Origin of the sequence: Porphyromonas sp. HMSC077F02, assembly GCF_001815465.1 — a bacterium.
GTDB classification, from domain to species: Bacteria; Bacteroidota; Bacteroidia; order Bacteroidales; family Porphyromonadaceae; genus Porphyromonas_A; species Porphyromonas_A somerae.
On record NZ_KV820683.1, the window covers coordinates 14,749 to 34,345 of the forward strand.

At 47.3% G+C, this 19,597-nt stretch carries 16 protein-coding genes and 1 tRNA gene; 7 read left to right on the forward strand and 10 right to left on the reverse strand.

Features of this window, described 5'->3' with window-relative positions; translation table 11 throughout:
- Positions 1–74 precede the first annotated feature (74 nt).
- Positions 75–3,458 carry a glycoside hydrolase family 2 TIM barrel-domain containing protein gene (locus HMPREF3027_RS07265; protein WP_246830558.1) on the forward strand — a complete coding sequence of 1,128 codons (3,384 nt, stop codon included), beginning with the start codon at positions 75–77 and terminating at the stop codon, positions 3,456–3,458.
- A gap of 145 nt (positions 3,459–3,603) precedes the next feature.
- Here the strand turns inward: HMPREF3027_RS07265 and HMPREF3027_RS07270 are convergent, their stop codons facing one another.
- From HMPREF3027_RS07270 to HMPREF3027_RS07305, 9 genes are all read right to left on the reverse strand, one after another.
- Positions 3,604–5,097, reverse strand: coding sequence for a Do family serine endopeptidase (locus HMPREF3027_RS07270; RefSeq protein WP_070707837.1), 1,494 nt, complete (start codon positions 5,095–5,097; stop codon positions 3,604–3,606).
- Positions 5,098–5,281: 184 nt separating this feature from the next.
- Positions 5,282–7,153 (reverse strand): YgiQ family radical SAM protein, encoded by a 1,872-nt coding sequence (locus tag HMPREF3027_RS07275; protein ID WP_070707838.1) that lies wholly within the window; start codon positions 7,151–7,153, stop codon positions 5,282–5,284.
- A 188-nt stretch (positions 7,154–7,341) separates the two neighbouring features.
- Positions 7,342–7,494, reverse strand: a complete 153-nt coding sequence (locus tag HMPREF3027_RS09445; protein ID WP_021903514.1) for a DUF4295 domain-containing protein — start codon at positions 7,492–7,494, stop codon at positions 7,342–7,344.
- A gap of 49 nt (positions 7,495–7,543) precedes the next feature.
- Positions 7,544–7,732: a 50S ribosomal protein L33 gene (gene rpmG / locus HMPREF3027_RS07280; protein WP_018027679.1), complete on the reverse strand. Its 189-nt coding sequence runs from the start codon at positions 7,730–7,732 to the stop codon at positions 7,544–7,546.
- A 32-nt stretch (positions 7,733–7,764) separates the two neighbouring features.
- Positions 7,765–8,022 carry a 50S ribosomal protein L28 gene (gene rpmB, locus HMPREF3027_RS07285; protein ID WP_018027680.1) on the reverse strand — a complete coding sequence of 86 codons (258 nt, stop codon included), beginning with the start codon at positions 8,020–8,022 and terminating at the stop codon, positions 7,765–7,767.
- Between the two features lie 124 nt (positions 8,023–8,146).
- Positions 8,147–8,521, reverse strand: coding sequence for a preprotein translocase subunit SecG (secG, locus tag HMPREF3027_RS07290; protein WP_021903513.1), 375 nt, complete (start codon positions 8,519–8,521; stop codon positions 8,147–8,149).
- A gap of 90 nt (positions 8,522–8,611) precedes the next feature.
- Positions 8,612–9,334: a hypothetical protein gene (locus HMPREF3027_RS07295; RefSeq protein ID WP_070707839.1), complete on the reverse strand. Its 723-nt coding sequence runs from the start codon at positions 9,332–9,334 to the stop codon at positions 8,612–8,614.
- 17 nt (positions 9,335–9,351) lie between these two features.
- A complete protein-coding gene (locus HMPREF3027_RS07300; RefSeq protein WP_021903511.1) occupies positions 9,352–9,867 on the reverse strand; it encodes an LptE family protein in 516 nt (171 codons plus the stop codon).
- A gap of 4 nt (positions 9,868–9,871) precedes the next feature.
- Positions 9,872–11,146: a sigma-54 interaction domain-containing protein gene (locus HMPREF3027_RS07305; protein WP_070707841.1), complete on the reverse strand. Its 1,275-nt coding sequence runs from the start codon at positions 11,144–11,146 to the stop codon at positions 9,872–9,874.
- Between the two features lie 541 nt (positions 11,147–11,687).
- Between HMPREF3027_RS07305 and HMPREF3027_RS07310 the strand changes: the two genes are divergently transcribed.
- The 6 genes from HMPREF3027_RS07310 to rbr all read left to right on the forward strand — a co-directional run bounded on the left by HMPREF3027_RS07310 (position 11,688) and on the right by rbr (position 15,554).
- A complete protein-coding gene (locus tag HMPREF3027_RS07310) occupies positions 11,688–12,338 on the forward strand; it encodes a redox-sensing transcriptional repressor Rex (RefSeq protein WP_018027685.1) in 651 nt (216 codons plus the stop codon).
- Positions 12,335–12,910 (forward strand): hypothetical protein, encoded by a 576-nt coding sequence (locus HMPREF3027_RS07315; RefSeq protein ID WP_070707842.1) that lies wholly within the window; start codon positions 12,335–12,337, stop codon positions 12,908–12,910. The genes HMPREF3027_RS07310 and HMPREF3027_RS07315 overlap by 4 nt, the downstream gene beginning before the upstream one ends.
- 2 nt (positions 12,911–12,912) lie before the next feature.
- A complete protein-coding gene (gene porV / locus HMPREF3027_RS07320; RefSeq protein ID WP_070707843.1) occupies positions 12,913–14,070 on the forward strand; it encodes a type IX secretion system outer membrane channel protein PorV in 1,158 nt (385 codons plus the stop codon).
- A 4-nt stretch (positions 14,071–14,074) separates the two neighbouring features.
- The gene (gene ispF, locus HMPREF3027_RS07325) at positions 14,075–14,557 is read left to right on the forward strand and encodes a 2-C-methyl-D-erythritol 2,4-cyclodiphosphate synthase (protein WP_070707844.1); all 483 of its coding nucleotides are present in this window, start codon (positions 14,075–14,077) and stop codon (positions 14,555–14,557) included.
- 125 nt (positions 14,558–14,682) lie between these two features.
- Positions 14,683–14,755 (forward strand) — tRNA-Gly (locus tag HMPREF3027_RS07330).
- 196 nt (positions 14,756–14,951) lie between these two features.
- Positions 14,952–15,554 carry a rubrerythrin gene (rbr, locus tag HMPREF3027_RS07335; protein WP_018027689.1) on the forward strand — a complete coding sequence of 201 codons (603 nt, stop codon included), beginning with the start codon at positions 14,952–14,954 and terminating at the stop codon, positions 15,552–15,554.
- A gap of 126 nt (positions 15,555–15,680) precedes the next feature.
- Here rbr and HMPREF3027_RS07340 read toward each other — a convergent pair whose 3' ends face one another.
- Complete coding sequence (locus tag HMPREF3027_RS07340; RefSeq protein WP_070707845.1) at positions 15,681–19,487, reverse strand: DEAD/DEAH box helicase; 3,807 nt, start codon at positions 19,485–19,487, stop codon at positions 15,681–15,683.
- Positions 19,488–19,597: the final 110 nt, after the last annotated feature.

Below are 19,597 nucleotides of genomic sequence, written 5' to 3' on the forward strand. Positions count from 1 at the left end.
GGAACTATTTGATACGTGAAACGAAACTGTTTGATACGTGAAACGGAACGGTTGGGTATAAGGATTAAAAAGGAATGATGCGGACTATTCGAATGACTAGGCTTGCCCTACTACTCCTTGCTCTTTCTATGTGGGGAGGAGAAGTGGGTGCCCAGCAGCTCCACAAGATTGCGGGCTTTGAATATGGGAATATGAAAAGCCCTACAGGGCGTGAGTGGGAGTCGCCTACTCAGCTGAGCTATAATAAGGAGCAACCGAGGGCTTACTTTTTTAGCTTTAAGAGCCACGAGGGGGCTCGTGCCTACCTCCCTTCGGAGGAATGTGCTTACTACAAGAGCCTTGATGGGATCTGGAAGTTTCACTGGGTGGGCAATCCTTCGGAGCGGCCCATGGAGTTTTACAAAACGACCTTTGATACTTCTACGTGGGATGATATCGAGGTGCCGAGTGCGTGGAATGTGGAGGGGATCCAAAAGGATGGCTCCCTGAAGTATGGTACACCGATCTATGTCAATCAGCCTTTTATCTTTCATCATACCGTAAAGGTAGGCGATTGGAAGGGTGGGGTGATGCGGGAGCCGGACCCTACTTGGACCACCTATAAGCATCGTAACGAGGTGGGCTCGTACGTGAGGAGCTTCACGCTACCCGAAGATTGGCAGGGGGAGCGGGTGATGCTCAATTTCGATGGGGTAGATAGCTTCTTTTACCTTTGGATTAATGGGCAGTATGTAGGCTTTAGCAAAAACTCACGCAATCGTGCTGCCTTTGATATTACTTCCTATCTAGTGAAGGGGGAGAATAAGGTGGCGGTGGAGGTATATCGTAGCAGTGATGGATCGTTTCTCGAGGCACAAGATATGTTCCGTCTGCCAGGCATTTTCCGTTCGGTTTACCTCACAGCTCAGCCCGAGGCACATATTAGGGATTTGATCGCCATTCCTTCATTGAGCCATGATTATAAGGAGGGAGCGCTGCAATTGACGGCGGAGCTTCGCAATCAGAGCAAGAGGAGCTTGAAGGGGTATCAACTCCGCTACACACTCTATCGGAATGATCTTTATTCGCAGAACAATCACCTTACTGGTGCCTCGCTTGCTATCGATGTGCCAAATGTAAAGGCCAATGAATACAAGGTGGTGACGGGGAAGTTGGAGCTCAAGGAGCCAGCCCTTTGGAGTGCCGAGGAGCCTCATCTCTATACGCTTATTGTGGAGCTTTTGGACCGCCGTGGAAGGGTGATGCAGACCGCCTCTATCGTCACTGGATTTAGAGAGGTGGTGATCAAGGAGACACCCGCCGAGGAGGATGAATTTGGTCTTGCCGGAAGGTATTTCTATGTGAATGGTAAGACGGTGAAGCTGAAGGGGGTGAACCGACATGAGACGGATCCCGAGACGGGTCAGACGATTTCCAAGGAGCGGATGCTACAGGAGATCGCTTTGATGCAGAGAGGCAATATCAATCATGTGCGGCTTTCGCACTATCCCAATACGCCTATTTGGTATTACCTCTGCGATCTCTATGGGCTTTACCTAGAGAATGAAGCCAACGTGGAGAGCCATGGCTACTACTATGGCGATGCGTCGCTCTCGCATGTGCCTGAATTTAGAGATGCGCATGTGGCAAGGGTGATGGAGATGGCGGCTGCTACGGTCAATTCGCCTTCCATCGTAATCTGGTCACTGGGTAATGAGGGTGGTCCTGGCGATAACTTCAAGGCGGCTTACGAGGCTCTACACCAATTTGATCCTAGCCTACCCGTGCAATACGAGCGGAATAATAGCATCGTGGATATGGGCTCTAATCAATACCCCTCTATTGCATGGACGAGGGAGGCGGTAAAGGGTACCTACGATATCAAATACCCTTTCCATATCAGTGAGTATGCCCACAGTATGGGTAATGCTGGGGGTAACTTGGCCGACTATTGGGAGGCGATGGAGAGTACCAACTTCTTCTGCGGAGCAGCCATTTGGGATTGGGTGGACCAATCTATCTACACCTACGATGCCCTTACTGGTGAGCGGTATATGGCGTATGGTGGGGATTTCGGAGACACGCCGAATGATGGTATGTTTTGTATGAATGGGGTAATGCTCCCCGACCTTACCCCGAAGCCTGAGTATCAGGAGGTGAAGAAGGTGTACCAGAATGTGGCTATCGAGGAGGTGGACTTGGGGAAGGGGCTGATCTCTATCTTTAATAAGCGGTATTTTACCACTCTGAATGACCTGGAGCTGGTGGTGAAGTTGATGCGTGAGGGTGAGGCTGTAGCCGAAAAGGTGGTGCCGATGCCTACCATCCAGCCACGGAGCAAGGCAACTATCGAACTACCTTTTAATCGTCCACAAGTGATGGAGCAGCCGGAGGAGTTTTTCCTTAATTTCGAGCTTCGTCTGAAGCAGGATCGTCCGTGGGCAAAAGCGGGTTTTGTACAGATGGAGGAGCAACTCCTTCTGAAGGAGCGAGACCACTATCTACAGCTATCAGACCTATCTGCTGGGGCATCGCCTCTACAGCTCAAGGGAAGTACCCTCAAGGGGGATAAGTTTGAGCTCTCATTTGATGAGGCTACGGGTTCGATAGAGCAATACACTTATGATGGTGTGGCACTGATTACTGCTGGCAATGGACCTCGCCTTTCGGCCTTTAGAGCACCGGTGGATAATGATAACTGGGCTAGGGATGGCTGGATTGAAAATGGTCTGCACAACTTATCGCATAAGGCGATGAGTAAGGAGGTTCATCGCAATCAGGATGGCTCTATCTCGATCCTCTATGTGGTGGAGAGTCAGGCACCGAATCGTTATCAGCTGAAGGGCGGATATACTGGACATTTTGAGATTGATACAGTCGAGGGGGAGCAGGACTTTAAGTTTGTCACCACTCAGGTATGGACGGTCTATCCCGATGGTTCTATAGCACTCACCGCCAATATCACTTCTAATAAGAAGGGGGTGAATCTTGCTCGATTGGGCTATGAATTGGCAATGGCACCACAGTTTGACCAGCTCACTTATTATGGTCGTGGTCCGCTTAATAATTATAACGACCGAGATGCAGGTGCTCACGTAGGGCTATACAAGAGCAGTGTAGCGGAGCAGTTTGTTCCCTTCCCTAAGCCTCAGAGTATGGGCAATCGTGAGGGGGTAAGATGGACGGAAGTGACCGATGCCAATGGTCATGGCCTCGCCTTTATTGCTGAGGAAGCGATGTCGGCAAGTGTGCTCCCTTGGACAGCGCTTGAGCTGATGTTGGCACCGCACCCTCATCAACTTCCTAAGAGCTCTGGTACTCATATCCATTTGGATCTAGGGGTTACAGGACTAGGCGGTAATTCTTGTGGTCAAGGGGCACCATTGCCGGAAGATAGGATTCTGGGCGACGGTAGTCACTTCTCTCTGCTGATCCGTCCAGCCGGCACTGAAAAGCGCGTATCAATACCAGTGCTATAGTTATAGTATTTGAAAGAAATTCCTTAACTTGCAGATGTGTAAGTCTTATACTTTCTGTCAAAAATAATAAGCCTCAGTGCTTACACAGCACTGAGGCTTATTCAGAATCACAAAAACAATAAACTATTCGATCACAAGTTTTATTTTATAGCTCTACTGCAATATATCTTATCCTACCGTTGGGGAGCATCCCTTTGATGAAGAGGACTTTGTCCTCGCCTCTATTAAGGATGGATTGGGTGATGCTCACCACCTCTTTTTCTGAGCGAATAGGTTGGTTATTGACTTCTAGGATAATGAAGCCTTTGGGAATGCCTGCTTCGGCAAACTTGCCCTGGCGGTCTACCCCTGTCACAATCACTCCATTACTGATGCCTAGTTTGTTAGCAGTCTTCTCGTCCAATGCTTTGAAGGAGGCACCGAGTGAGCTAAAGGAGCTTTGCTCTACGATGCTGGTGGTGCCTTCGCTATTCTTTAGTACTACCTTGAAGGTATGTGACGTGCCTTTACGATCAACGGTTATTTTGACCTCATCTCCAGGGTTGTACTTACTTACCTGCTCTTGAAGCTCTGCCATACTGCGTATCTTTACGCCATTAAGGGAGGTGATAACGTCGCCTACTTTCAGACCTGCTTGCTTGGCAGCACTTGTGCCAGCGAAATCGGCTATAAAGGCACCTTCGGTGACCTTAAGGTCGTACTCTTTGCTTAATTGACTATTGATATTACCTCCCATCACTCCTAGCTGAGCTCTCTGTACTATGCCATACTTCTTGAGGTCGGTGACAATCTTGCTGGCGATGCTCACTGGTACAGCAAATGAGTAGCCTGCATAGTTGCCGGTCTGTGAGTAGATCATGGTGTTGATGCCTATCAGCTCTCCCTTGGTGTTGACTAGAGCACCACCTGAATTCCCTGGGTTGACAGCTGCATCGTGCTGAATAAATGAGGAGATTCGGAGGTCGCCTTGCTGTGCAGCTTGACGTCCTTTGGCACTTACTATGCCTGCGGTGACGGTACTCTGTAGGTTGAATGGATTGCCGATAGCAAGTACCCACTCTCCCACTCTTACGGCTTCGCTATCACCGAATGGTATTGGGTAGAGGTTGGTGGCATCAATCTTGAGGAGCGCGAGGTCGGTAGCGGGATCGGTCCCGATGATTTTTGCTTCGTACTCCTTATTGTCATTGGTGCTTACCGTGAGCTTGGAAGCACCTGCTACTACGTGGTTATTGGTAATGATATATCCGTCGGTACTGATAATTACACCCGAGCCAAATGCTACTTGGGTAGGAGCTTCACCGCTTTCGCCTTGTCCTCCAGGGATGCCAAAGAAAAACTCAAATGGATCGAAAAACCTTGAGGATTGTCTCCGGCTTATGGTTGCTTCACTACGAATATTGACCACTCCATTGATACTTTTCTCAGCGGCCTCTACAAAGTCGGGGGCTCCACTGGAAGATGAAAAAAGTGCGGGGGTCATCTTGGGTTGTTTGAATACCCCACCTGCTTCTGACGTCCTCGCTTCGTACGTTGCGTCTTCACTCTTTAGGCTATTAGAGTAAACGGCCGCCCCTCCCATTGCTCCTATCAAGGAGCAACTCAGTGCTATTCCAGCAATCATTAATCCTTTTTTCATTGTATTCTATGCTATTATTTATTACTTGACTAGTTGCAAATTAAAGGAATAAATGGAACATCTACAACCACTCTAAGCGGTTATTTAACAATAAGAAAGCATACCCCGCGGGGTATGCTCTGATGTTTATAGATGATTAACTTGAGAGAGGTGTCATTTTGCAACATATAATCATTGCAGTGCTTTATGACCGTCGTCCTCTCTTCTTAGACTGTCCTTTTCGAGTGGGCACTCTATTACCCTTGGGTATTTCTTGATCGCCAAATAGACTCTTTATGAGGTCGTTTCGCCCTATCTTCTTAAGGGAGTTGATGATGGCATTTCGCTTCTCTCTTTGATACCAAAAGAAGTATTGTCTCTGGGTCTCCTTGGCTTTCTTTCCTCTAGCTACAGGAATCTCTTGGAGTGTGTAGGGGTGTATACCGCTATAGTAGATGACGGTGGCAACGGTCATTGGAGTAGGGGTGAAGTCTTGCACTTGCTCTAGATGGAAGTTGAGTGACTTGGTGATGACCGCTAACTCTGCCATATCGGCTTCAGTGCAACCTGGGTGGCTACTGATGAAGTAGGGGACAAGCTGCTGCTTTAGCTGGTACTTGCTATTGATTTGGTCGAAGATGTTCTTGAACTTGTAGAAAGTGTCAAAGGAGGGTTTCCTGATGATATCTAATACTTTGGTAGAGGTATGCTCAGGTGCTATTTTGAGCCTTCCCGAAACGTGATTTTGGATCAATTCTTCGGTATACTTCCTTGCCGCCTCCTTAAGGTCGGGCGACTTGTAGTCGTGCACAAGCATATCGTACCTTACACCACTTCCGATGAAGCTTTTTTTGACTCCTGGTAGGGCATCTACTGCCTTATATACATTGAGTAGTGGTCGGTGGTCGGCATTGAGATTGGGGCATATCTTGGGGTAGAGACAGGAGGGACGTAGGCACTTTTGGCAGACATTCATATCCTTTCCATGCATCTGATACATATTGGCGCTTGGTCCACCAAGGTCGCTAATGTACCCTTTAAAGTCAGGCATTTTCGTCACCTTCTTTGCCTCCTCTACAATAGATTCTTGGCTTCTGGAGACGATAAACTTCCCTTGGTGTGCTGAGATGGTGCAGAAAGCGCAACCTCCGAAGCAGCCGCGGTGCATATTGATAGAGTGTCGAATCATCTCGTAAGCACGTATGGTCTTGCCCCTGTATCGAGGGTGTGGAAGTCGGGTGTAAGGGAGTGCGTAATAGCTATCGACCTCTGCCGTGGTGGGGAGAGGGTAGGGTGGATTGACTACGATGACCTCCTCTCCGATCTCTTGATAAAGCCTATGAGCATTGAGCGAGTTGCTCTGCTCCTCAATGTGGCGAAAGTTCTTGGCATACGCCATCTTGCTCTTAAGGCACTCCTCGTGGCTGTGTAGCTTGATATCATCTTCCTTTGGAGTGAACTGGGCAGCAGGTATGGTGTAGGCTACTTGTGGGAGTTGTTTGATATTGTCTAGCGATGCACCTTTATCAAGTAGTGAGGCAATCTCTAGCACCGACTTTTCTCCCAGCCCATAGAGCACTAGGTCGGCATCACTCATATAGGGCATTCCTGGCAGTAGCTTATCCTGCCAATAGTCGTAGTGGGTAAGCCTCCTAAGTGATGCTTCGATGCCACCCAATAGGATAGGCGTATCGGGGTATAGGTCCCTCAGTATACGGGTATAAACCAAGCTAGGATAGTCGGGACGCATATCGGAGCGCTCATCGGGAGTGTAGGCATCATCCGACCTGCGTCTTTTGGCAGCGGTATAATGATTGACCATGGAGTCCATATTTCCTGGAGATACACCAAAGAATAGTCTGGGCTTACCGAGCTTCTTGAAGTCCCTAAGGTCGTCACGCCAATTGGGTTGTGGCACGATGGCCACCCTGTAGCCTGCACTTTCGAGTACCCTACCAATAACGGCATTGGCAAAAGAGGGATGATCCACGTAGGCATCACCACTCATGATGATGACGTCCAGCTCGCTCCATCCTCTTTGCTCTACTTCCTTTTTAGAAATTGGTAACCACTCCATCTACTAATTACTTGCCACTCTTGATTATTGCATAAAAGTAAAAAGCTTAAAAGGTTGCATCAAGTCCTTTTAAGCTCTTACCTATATCCAACGAAGTGAGAAATAATTGATCTCACCAGTGTCGCTTTTATTTTCCCTTATGATTGTCAGCCCCCTCTAATGTTATTTTTGTGTCGAAAGCAGATAGATTACTTCTTCACGTACTCCTTAACCATCTCGTTAGGCACCATCTCCTCCTTGAAAATGTACGCCCCAGTCTTAGGTGACTTCACCATCTTGATAACCTTTGAGAAAGTACGTCCATCGCCTTTCTGCAGCTTCGACATCGCTTTCTTTGCCATAGCTTGCTCCTTCTATTTTATACGTTAATCTATTCCTTGCGTAGACCTATCACTTAATCTCCTTATGTATTGTCATACGTTTGAGGATAGGATTGTACTTCTTCAGCTCCAATCTACCAGTGGTATTCTTCTTGTTTTTGGTGGTAACATACCTTGAAGTCCCTGGCAAACCGCTCTCCTTATGCTCTGTGCACTCTAGTATTACTTGTACACGATCGCCTTTACCTTTCTTAGACATATCTTCCTTGCTTTATACGCTGTGTTTGTTAGTTACTTGTCCAGGACAATTATCTCCTTCAGGTGTCCTTGTGCGTTAGCCCTCTCAAGTGCTGCATTGAGGCCGATCTTATTGATAAGGCGTAGCCCTGCTGCAGACACACGGATTCTGATCCAGCAATCTTGCTCAGGCCAGTAAAAGTTTCTATCAAAAAGGTTTGGCTTAAACGTCCTCTTAGTTCTTCTTAGAGAGTGAGAAACGTTATTACCTGTAATAACCTTCTTGCCTGTGATTTGACAAATTCGTGACATCTCTTATTTATAAATGCTTATATATTATACTTACGATTGGCAAAGTAACCAAAAAAAGACGAGACTACCAAGTTTTTCAACTATTGAGTCTACAAAAACGATCTCTTTCAGCCTCTTAGCTCTGTTACTCAGTCACTGGTTCAGAGGGAGTTTGCTCTGCAGGAGCCTCGGTAGCGGCAGGCGTGTCGCCAAATGGTGTTGCTGCCTCTGGTGCTACTGGCAGGGTAGCCTGGTCAACATAGTCAGAGATCACACTCTCTGATTGGGTGCTTGTGCTGCGTGGTGCCCACTTCACAGAAATAATTGCGAGTACGGCTATAGCAATTGCCAGTCCCCAAGTGATCTTCTCTATCAGGTCGGTGGTCCTCCTCACTCCCATAACGTTGTTGCTTGCTGCAAAACCTGAAGCTAGTCCACCACCTTTAGAGTTTTGGATGGTGATGACGAAGACAATCGCTATGGAAGCCAATACGATCAGTATTGAAAGAAATACATACATACGCTCTTTTTTCTATACTTTTATGCTGTTCTATATACTTCGGATATCCGAGGTGCGTGCCTATAATTGAGCATCCCTTTATGGCTTTTGCTACCTATTTTCCGAATTGTTTTCAATTAGTTTCTTGAGAAAGTTTAATTGTTCGGCAAAGTAACCACTTTTTTTGGGAAATTCCAAATTTATTTGTGTTAATATGCGTTCGGCTCGTTGGTACTTTCCCTGCCGAATGTACATACGAGCTAGGGTTTCGGTGAATAGTTCTTCCTCTGTTTCGATAGGGTGGTCTGCGGAAGTACTTTTTGATGGGAAATTAGATTGCTCGGAGGTTTGTGGAGTGTCGGGTGTTACTCCTATCACCTCTGCTTTCTCGCCCAGGTCTAGGAACTCCGATATTATTTCCTCTGTATTTTGTTGCTCAACTACGGTCTGCGTTGCTGGTGGCGTAGCAGGGGTGGCATCGAGTAGCTCCTCTATGTCCGAGCTATCTTCTGGGTGCTGCTCCAAAAAGGCATCAATGAGTCCGAAGCTGCTGTCTTTGCTTTCGATTGAAGGGGTTTTATCGTTTTGAATAAGAGTAGTAGGGTTGGCATTGAGCTGGGTATAGAGCCTTCGAAGATTTGGTAGTGCTAGTGCTCTTTCGTGGAGCTCGCTGGCATACCTCAGGTCGTTCACCTTGTGTAGGAGTAGCAGTATTAGTGTCTGCAGTGGTGCCGAGTAGGGGTATTGCCTGCTCAGCTCCAGTAGCTCTGGTAGGTGGTGTTTATCGGCGGTATGCGGTTGCTCGATGATTGATTTAAGCTCGTCTTTGGTCATATCTATGGGGCATCAATTTACCAATTCTCTACGGTGGCATTAAAGATCTGATTGATAATATCCTTCGTGAGGTCCTCTATCAATTGGTCTTGCACGTTATTAAACATCTGCGAGCTATCAAAGACGGTAAAAGAGGTGAATTCTCGCTCAAAGCTCTCCTCCTCATTTACCGTGTTGGTATATCTGATATTCACCCTCATCGTCAGCTTGGTCTTAGCCGCATAAGCATCGGCCTGAACCGCTTCTGCCGTAAGGTCATATCCTACGATCTCCCCTTCTATGTTGAGGTCGCCTATCTGATTGGTTTGCGAAAGCCGTGTCTGCTTTTGAAATCTATCCTTAAGGTCCTCAGATAGCTTTTGCGCCAAAGGAGGGTAGACGATGGGGGCTAGGTTTTGAAAGTCAGAAATATGGATGGTCTTTACCTTGGTGTAGTCGATACTGGCTCCATTAAGACTATATGAAACCTTGCATCCCGCCAATATGATTGCCAAGATGGTGCCTACTCCTATAAAGTGAATACTGCTCTTCATTATTTTAGCCCTCTCTATTTAGTTTACGGTATAACGTTCGCTCTGATATATCCAGATCTTCGGCTGTTTGTCGCCTAGCACCGTGATTTTTCTTCAGTACATAGTCAATGTACCTCTCCTCCATCTCCTTGAGCGTTATTACTTTGCCATCTTCTAGCAGGTCGTGGAAGTCCTCCGCATGAGTTAGCTCGCTCTCCTCCTCCTGTATCCCTAGGTCGGTAATGGGGTTGTGAGCTGGAGCGGCTAGGCTTTGGATAGGCTGGGTAGCCATGTGCTGGCTTTGTAGCAGTCTGTAGAGGAGCTGAGTCAATTCCCCTACATTGCCCTGCACATCTCGCAGCATCGTATAGAGTGCTCCTAGAGTGGCATTGTTTTCAAGTGTATCCCCTCCGGCTCTATTGTCGAAGTTTTGACCATTTGGCTGGTGTGGAGCGTCTCCTCCCCTATAGTAATCAGAGATGATGGCTGGGTGGCGTACAAGCGCATTGGTAGGTAGGTGTGCAAGCAGCACTTCGGAGGTCACCACTCTATCCTCCACTAAAACACTTAGTCGCTCCACAAGATTGCGCAATTCACGAATATTGCCAGGCCATGAGTAGGTCTCTAGTAGCTCCCTCCCATCCTCACTAAGGCGGATAGGTGGCATCTGGTATTTATCTCCAAAGTCGCCAGCAAATTTTCGGAAGAGTAGAGAGATGTCATCGCCCCGCGCCCTTAGCGGTGGCAACTCTATCGTGACCGTATTGAGACGATAGAGGAGGTCTTGCCTAAATCGACCACGTTTTACGGCTTCTGCTAGGTCCACATTGGTGGCAGCAACCACTCGGATATCGGTACGCTGAACTTCCGAAGAGCCTACCTTCATAAATTCTCCCGACTCCAGCACGCGCAATAGCCTTGCCTGAGTGGCCAAAGGGAGCTCACCTACTTCGTCCAAAAAAATAGTCCCTCCATTAGCCACCTCAAAGTAGCCTCGACGCTCGGTGACGGCATCGGTAAAGGATCCCTTCTTGTGACCAAATAGCTCGGAATCAATCGTGCCCTCAGGGATAGCACCGCAGTTGACCGCTACATACGGGCCATGCTTGCGAATGCTATTTTGATGTATGAGTTGCGGGAAAGCTTCCTTTCCCACGCCACTCTCTCCAGTAACCAAGACGCTTACATCGGTCGGGGCGATGAGCAAAGCCACTTCTATCGCACGAGTGAGCCCTGCCGAGTGCCCCACAATCCCAAGCCGGCGCTTGGCTTCTCCTACTTTGTCGCTGTACTTATTCATATATATATTATACCAGTCCTCTCTTATTTAGTATTCCTCAAAGGTACCTCTTTTTAGTTAATATCTAAAATGTGTGGCATCAAAAGCGAGGGTTATGCATTAGAGATGTCAATCGTGGGGATCCCCATTCACCCAGAGTTTCAAATGGCTAAATAAGGTGGAAAAACTAACTAAAAGAGGGCTGTGAACCCCCCCCTTTTATAACTAGCTGTAATTCAATGTTATACGGAAGCGTTTGCCGAGATGCAACTAAGCGATCGGCGAGATGCAACTAAGCAAAAGCTTTCTTGCAACTCGGCAAATGCTTAGTTGCAACTCGCCGATTGCTTAGTTGCAAGAAGGATTTTACCTGATTATATTGAAGTAAATATCTTGTTGCAACGTTCCATTTTCCTTCCTTGTATTAGGCAAAAAATAGCATCTTTATCCTATTCTATAGCCATCTTAGGATGAGCCAAGAAGGGAGCTTTTAGGTCGGCTGGGGTATTAATCTCAAAATTTATTTATAAGTTTGCAATACGTACAGAGAATATATTAGTATATGAAGAGAAAAATAAGTGGTGGTAGTATTGTGCCAGAGCCAGCATTGAGGCGACTCCCTTGGTACTTAGCGTATGTCAAACTATTAGAGGCTCAAGGTGAGAAGGTGGTTTCTTCTACTCATATTGCCAAGAGTACAGGGGTGGATTCGGCACTCGTGGCTAAAGACCTCTCCTATGTTTCGATCGTGGGAAAAACGCGTGTGGGATATGATGTGGCTGAGATGGTGGAGGTACTGGAGAGCTTCTTGGGCTTCAATCTATCGCACAAAGCTTATATATTTGGAGTGGGCAATCTAGGTGCCGCCTTGATGCACGATAGAGGGCTCTCTCAGTTTGGTATGGATATTGTGGGGGGCTTTGATATCCGAGATGAAGTGGTAGGTGAGGTGATAGGTGGGTCGCCAGTTTATCACTTATCGGAGCTTAAGGAGCGGCGAGATAAGGAGGTATCCATAGGGATATTAACCGTGCCAGTGGATGTCGCCCAGGAGGTGACCGATAAATTGGTGGAGTGTGGGATCAGTGCTATCTGGAATTTTACCCCATTTAGAATTATGGTGCCAGACCATGTGGTGGTGCAGAATACCTCTATTTACTCACACCTTGCTGTGATGTTTCATAGAATTGATGAGGCTATTAGTGGGTTATGAAACTCTTTAGCTCGTGGGTGTCTGGAGCTGCGGAGATAAGGCACTTTGTGGCACGGCCCGACAATGTATTGAGTAATTCGGGTAAGGATTTTTACCAACCCGATTGGATGCGAGGAGTGGAAGCCAAGGCTATGTGGCTTGTCCGTATCAGCAAGGTCGCTAAGTGTATTGACCCAGCCTTTGCCAGTAGATATTACGAAAATCTGTCGGTGGGGGTCTCTCTGAGAGCCAAGGAGTTGGATAGTAGCTTGCCTGAGAGTATGAAGGAGGATTTCGATTGCTCCCTCTTTCGGTGGAGTGAATGGCTAACGTATGACGAGATGAGCCAGCACTCTATGAAAGGTGTGAAGATGCTAACTACTGATCACCTCGAGGAGGCGCATCAATTGATGCTCCCTGAGAGGACTTTGATAGAGGCCGTCATCACTGAGCTCAGTCGGTACTACCTCCTCAAGATAGGCGATCTAGTGGCTATACCAGCTATGGAGCAGGTGTGGGAGATGGAGCGAGAGCAGGGCCTATTTATTTGTAATGAGCAAAACGAAGAATTGGTATTCTTAAGGATTAAGTGAGTATGAGACAATTACTGATTTGGGGCAAAAGTCTACTGGTGAGTACCGCCCTACTATTATGGGTGTGGGGAAATAATGCCAGTGCTCAAGAGACTGGAAGTGCCAAGACCTATAGCCCTGTGCTAACTGGAGCACCTATCTTATCGATTACTCCCGATGCCAGGAGTGCCGGAATGGGAGAGGTGGGGTTGACGACAACAGCCGATGCGCACTCTATATATCACAATATCTCTAAGCTTGCCTATATAGATAAGGAGTGGGGCGTCTCATTTGTCTATACCCCTTGGCTCTCTGAGGTGGCTAAGGATATCAATCTCTCCACCCTCACTGGGTATTACTCTTGGGGAAATACAGGCGAGATCAATCATGCGATGTCGGCCTCTCTCAGATATTTCCATATCGGAGAGGCGATGGCTTTTCAGCGTGAATTTATGATCCCGACGACTATTGTCCCATACGAATTGGCTGTGGATCTAGGTTACTCAATTGCCCTTAATCAACACTGGGCATTGGGGGCTTCTATGCGTTATTTGAGGAGTGACTATAATTACTCAGTGGGCGAGGTCAAAGGGTTGATCAATAACTTCCTCGTAGATATTTCGGCTACCTATCAGACAGGTCTTACGTTCTCAAATGATATGAAGGGGGCACTTAGAGCGGCTGTGGCCCTCAATAATGTGGGTGGTAAGATGAGCTATGATGGTGGTCGCTCTTCTCTTTTCGCTCCCGCCAAGATGAGAGTGGGGGTTGGGCTCGATCTCGATGTCGCACCACAGCATCAGGTAGGGCTACATCTGGAGGCCAATAAATTATTAGCTCCTACCTTCAATCCTAGTGATCGGAAAGCTCCTGACGCTTACAATAAGATGAATATGTGGCGAGCTATGGGGAGCTCATTTGGTGATGCTACTGGTGGCGCCTCGGAGGAGTTCAATGAAGTAATGTGGTTGGTGGGTGCAGAATATACCTATGACAGCCGCTTCTTTGTTCGCTCAGGCTATCATTATCAGCACCCTACCAAGGGAACTAATAGTGGTTTTACTTTGGGGTTAGGATTTATTTATGAGTGGGCAAAGGTGGACCTTTCCTATTTCCTAGCTACTCAGACCAATTCACCTCTTAATAATACATTCAGACTGGGTGTAGGAGTTAATTTTTAGTTCTATGGTACCATTTAGAGTAGGCCAAGGGTATGATGTCCATCGTTTTGAGTCGGGACGAGAGCTATGGCTTGGAGGGGTGAAGATCGAATACCCTTTGGGGCTGAAGGGGCACTCCGATGCCGACGTGCTACTGCATGCGATTAGTGATGCATTGCTTGGAGCTTTGGCACTGAGGGATATCGGCTATCACTTTCCCGATAATGACCCTAAGTATAAGGGAGCTGATTCGAAGCAGCTGCTGAAGGGAGTGGCGAGGCTTGTGCTCCAAAAAGGTTATAAGGTGGGGAATATTGATGCCACGATTGTGGCCGAGCAGCCCAAGATAAATCCGCATGTGCCCGCAATGCAGGAGGTAATTGCACAGCTGCTCTCAGTAGACGTTGATCAGGTATCTATCAAAGCAACGACTAATGAGCAGATGGGGTTTACAGGACGTCAGGAGGGGATCTTGGCACTTGCTACCGCTTTAGTCTATAGGGATTGAAGCGCTTGAGCCCATACTGGATGAGCAAAACAATTTTTCTTGGCTAGATATTTGGTGGTTTGAAATAATTGTCGTACCTTTGCAAAGCAAAAGAGGAGAGATGCTCCTAAGATTGCAAAACATCTGCGGAAATAGCTCAGTTGGTAGAGCACAACCTTGCCAAGGTTGGGGTCGCGGGTTCGAGTCCCGTTTTCCGCTCTTTTGTCCAAAAGCTTCTTTGTAGTTTTACAAGGAAGCTTTTCTTCTTTTGGAGAGCTTCTTACGAGCATATACCTACTTGTAGGTACTTTTATGCTTTTATTGCTTGTTTATTTCCCTAATTATGATTAGCTTTGTAACGAATGAGGGGCTAAGTGCTCCAAAGAAATAACTAATTATAAATAAAAGGTAAAGTATGGCAACAAAAAGTTTGAAGGGTACACAGACCGAGAAGAACCTAATCTTTTCTTTTGCTAATGAGAGCCAAGCACACGCTCGTTACAGCTTCTTTGCAAGCCAGGCGAAGAAAGATGGTTTCGTAGAGGTGCAAGCTTTCTTTGAGCAAACTGCAGACCAAGAGAAGGCACACGCTAAGAGATTCTTTAAGTTCCTTGAGGGTGGAATGGTCAATGTAAATGCAGAGTTCCCAGCAGGTACTATTGGTACTACTCTTGAAAATCTAGAGACTTCCGCTAAGCTAGAGCATGAGGAGATGGAGAGCGTATATCCTGGATTTGCTGAGACTGCAGAGAAGGAGGGCTTCCCAGTTATTGCTGCTGCTTATAGAGCTATTGCTGTTGCAGAGGGCGAGCACTCTAGAGTGTACAGTGAGTTTGCTAAGCGTATCCGCGAGGATAAGATGTTTGAGAGCGATAAGGAAGTGGTATGGCAGTGCCGTAAGTGTGGTTTCCTTATGAAGGGACTTAAAGCTCCAGCTAAGTGCCCTGCATGTGAGCATCCAAGGGATCACTTCCAGAGACATAGCGATGCACCTATTGCACCTATCTCAACCCTTTAATTGGGTGATTCAATAGATTGCTATTGACATGAATAAAGGCGGGTAACCTATGGGTTATCCGCCTTTATTCGTAGTTAGTCGAAAGTCGCAACTCTCTCTCTCTTCGTGGGTCTGTACTTATTCAGGTTACTTGAAGAGGTCGGCGATGTCGTCGCGGGAGAAGCTCTTCTGGATCTTATCGGTTTGGATAATATCTTCGGAGAGGGAGCGTTTGCTCTCTTGTAGCTGTAGGATCTTCTCCTCAATGGTCTCTTTGCAGACTAGGCGATAGGCATTGACGTGCTTCTCTTGCCCGATGCGGTAGCTTCGGTCGATGGCTTGGTTTTCTACTGCAGGGTTCCACCAAGGGTCGATGAGAAAGACGTAGTCGGCAGCGGTGAGGTTGAGCCCTGTGCCACCCGCCTTGAGGGAAATGAGGAAGACCCGTATCTCATCATCCTCTTGAAACTGCTGGACCACCGCCTCTCGATTGGTGGTGGAGCCATCGAGGTAGACGTAGGGGATGCCCTCTAGCTCTAGTCGCTTCTTGACGAGTGCGAGCATAGAGGTGAATTGTGAGAAGACGAGGGCTTTATGCTCTGACTCAATATCGCGGAGGTTACGCATCAATATATCTAGTTTGATCGACTGTGTCCCGTAGTCCTCGCTCTCTGTGGAGATGAGAGCTGGGGAGTTGCAGATCTGTCGTAGCTTGGTGAGAGCTTGGAGTACCATCATCTGTGCCTCTCCTTCGCTAGAGTTCTCCATTTCGCTAAGGAGCTGCTCGCGGAAGTGCTCCTTGTGACTGTCGTAAACCTTTCGCTGCTCCTCCTTCATCTCGCAATAGAGGACTGTCTCTGTCTTATCGGGCAGTTCGGTGGCTACTTGCTTCTTTGTCCTACGAAGGAGGAAGGGCTGTGTCATATCCCGAAGTAGGTGAGTGCTTCGCTCATCGCGTTGCTTATCAATCGCATTGGCAAAGTTTTGACGGAAATGGTCCATACTACCAAAGATACCTGGATTGAGGAAGTTCATCTGGGCGTAGAGGTCGAAGGTATTGTTTTCAATCGGAGTACCTGTGAGGGCAAGGCGATGGTTCGCTTGAAGAAGACGCACTGCCTTGTATCGCTTGGAGAGTGGATTCTTAATCGCTTGGCTTTCGTCGAGTATAGCATATTCAAAGGTGATTTGAGAGAGCTCCTCAATGTCGTTGGAGACCACTCCATAGGTGGAGAGGATGATGTCGTACTGTGAGAATAGCTCTCTTAGGGAGGCTCTATCGCCTCCTCGGTAGACTAGATAGGTGAGGGAGGAGGCAAACTTATCTAGCTCTTTTTGCCAATTGAATAGCAGTGAGGTGGGTAGCACGATGAGGTGTGGGGGTAGTGGCTTTTTGCCACTTTGCTCCTTGAGGTGCTGGAGTAGGGTGATGACCTGTAGGGTTTTTCCTAGTCCCATATCGTCGGCAAGGCAGCCTCCTAGTTGGTTTTGGTTGAGGAATAGTAGCCAATCGAAGCCACTCTGCTGATAGCTTCTCAGCTCAGCATTGATTCCTTTTGGGATAGGGTGGGGAGTGAGCTTAGTGAGGTTTTGAAGTCGGCGACGGCGCTCCATCATCTCCTCTATGTATTTAGGTCGCTTGGGGAGGTCGTCGTAGAGCTGATCAATAATATTGAATTGGTAATTGGAGATCTCTAACTTGTCTTTGCGTAGTCGGCCAACTTGGAAGTATCGGGCATACCGTTCTAGCCACTCCTCGGGGAGGATTCCGACGGTACCATCGGAGAGCTGTATGTATTGGCTCTTATTCATCACACTCTTCCGTACCTCTTGTAGCGAAGCTGTCTGTTTGCCAAACTTGATATTGATCTTGAGGTCAAACCAATCTATCCCACTCGAAGTGGAGATGGAGATGGTGGGGGTATGGAGGTTGTAACGGAAGTTTTTCAGACTCTCAGAGCCATAAATCTGTACCCCTTTATTACGTAATTTTTCGCTAGAATTGAGGAGCCAGTTATCCTCCATCAGTTGCTCTCCTGTAAGGGTGAATTCGATAGCTGCGTCATCGAAAGAGGGATGCAGACTGCGGAGGTACTCTAGGTACTGGTTCTCGAAGTCGGCATCACGCTCTAGTAGTGTATTGGTCTCACGGTCGTAAAGAGGGGCTCTATCAGTTAGAGGTATTGAGTCTTCACCGTACTGTATTGCTGGGGTGAGGCGGATAGTCCCCTCATCAGTATCGGTGAGAAAGAGTTGAGCTGTGGCTTGCTCTGCTTGCAGTTGTTGCTTATTATGTACTTCTGAATTGATTTCAAAGAGCTTGCCGAGGGGTTTGATGACCGTATCGTAGAGCTTTGGTAGATCCTTTGGTTGGTAGAGGATCATCGGCTTCTCTCTATTGAGTACCTGTAGGTGGTAGTTAAGCATCTGATAGTCCCCTGCCGACCTGAAGATGTAGACCTCCTTGTAGTCAACAATCACAAAAGCTTGGTGGATCATCATGGTGTCGGGGTTGATCTCTATCTCTTGGTCGCCTGCATGTAGGGTGGGGCGAAGCTTTATCAATTGCTGATTAAAGTCGGTCTGGATAAGATCAAGGCGAACCTCTGCTAGTTCGTCGTGAAGCTCTAACTGCGTAAGTCGCTCAAGCCCCTTTTGTTCGAATTTCTGAATATCGAACTTGTCAATGTATAGATAGAGGGGGTGTTGTTTTAGGATACCCCTGAGTTGATGTATGGTAGCCACAGACTCTACGGAGGGCTTGTATTCCCACGAGCGCTCGTCTATCGTATTGCTAAGCTGTAGGTAGGAAGTAGCGTGTAGTGCCTCCTCATCGGTGAGGTTGGAGAGCTGGAGGGTGAGCTTCTCAATATTTTGGAGGGTGACGAAGTTGAGATTGAGCTTACCCGAGGCAGCTAGTTTGCCACGAGCTGGTAACGGTAGCCAGCACCGATTGATATTGCTATTAAAGCGATATGAGATAGGAGAGATATAGAAGAATAGTTGAAACCTATTCTGTGCCAACTTTCGAGAGAGCTCGGGGTCTACTTTGGATGCAGTACTCTTAAAGTTGAGACCTAGTGCCTTTAGAGTATCTGCGGGGTCTGAGATGCAAAGGTCATCGGGTTGCATCAGCATATAATGCCCATCCTGGTCGTAGGCAAGTTGTCCCTCTGTGCGAAGTGGATCCTCCTCAGGAAGCTTGGCTTGTAGGTCGGCAATGAGTTGGTCTCTTCCGTAGTCTGGATTGAAGAAGAGCTCGGGAAGGGTCTCCTTGATGCTGGTCAATGCTACTTCAATATGCCTGCAGGGGGACCACTCCTCATAAGACTTACATTCCGTGCAGGTGCAGGTGGCTGTAATGAAGTGGGCTGGGATATCAACCTCAAAATCCTGCTGCTGTAGTTGAATAGAGTCGTGAACAGTAGTCTTTACTTTGCCGTTATCTATATCTATCTTTTTGTAGCTTATTGTATCCGATCTCTTACGGGTGCAGACTAGATCCATCGTCAGTTCATCGATTTGGTAGCTCTCTGTTAGTGGAATGTGCAGACCTTGAGATATGGGTGACTTCTTATTTTTAAGTAATGGAGAGTCGTGATAGGTGCCTTGCTCTGAAGGGATCATAAAATAGAGAGCCCGTAGGATAGACATCTGTGTTGTCTTTTGGTCGAATCCAAATAGGTTCTTAGGAAGGTCCTCAAATTGGATGGTTTTATTGGTGAAATTGACGGTGGCGGCTACCATTCTTTCACCTAGCTCAGCACTAGAATAACCAGTCAGTGTAATCGAAAGAATAAAAGACACCACGGATTTATCATTAGGCAAAGGAAAGGCATAGCTCGGGAGAGCTGTGAGGAATAAGCTTTCTGAGATGGTCTCCTCATCAATCTTATTATCAGCTATGTACTTGGTAATTATTTCTTGAAGTGGGTGAATTGCTCTATCTGCCATACGAACTCATTAAACCTATTCTTATATATTCTGTAAAGGTACCCAATTCTACCGTAATAGATGCAAAAAGGGGTAGACGACACTTCGTCTACCCCTCGGGACATATTGTC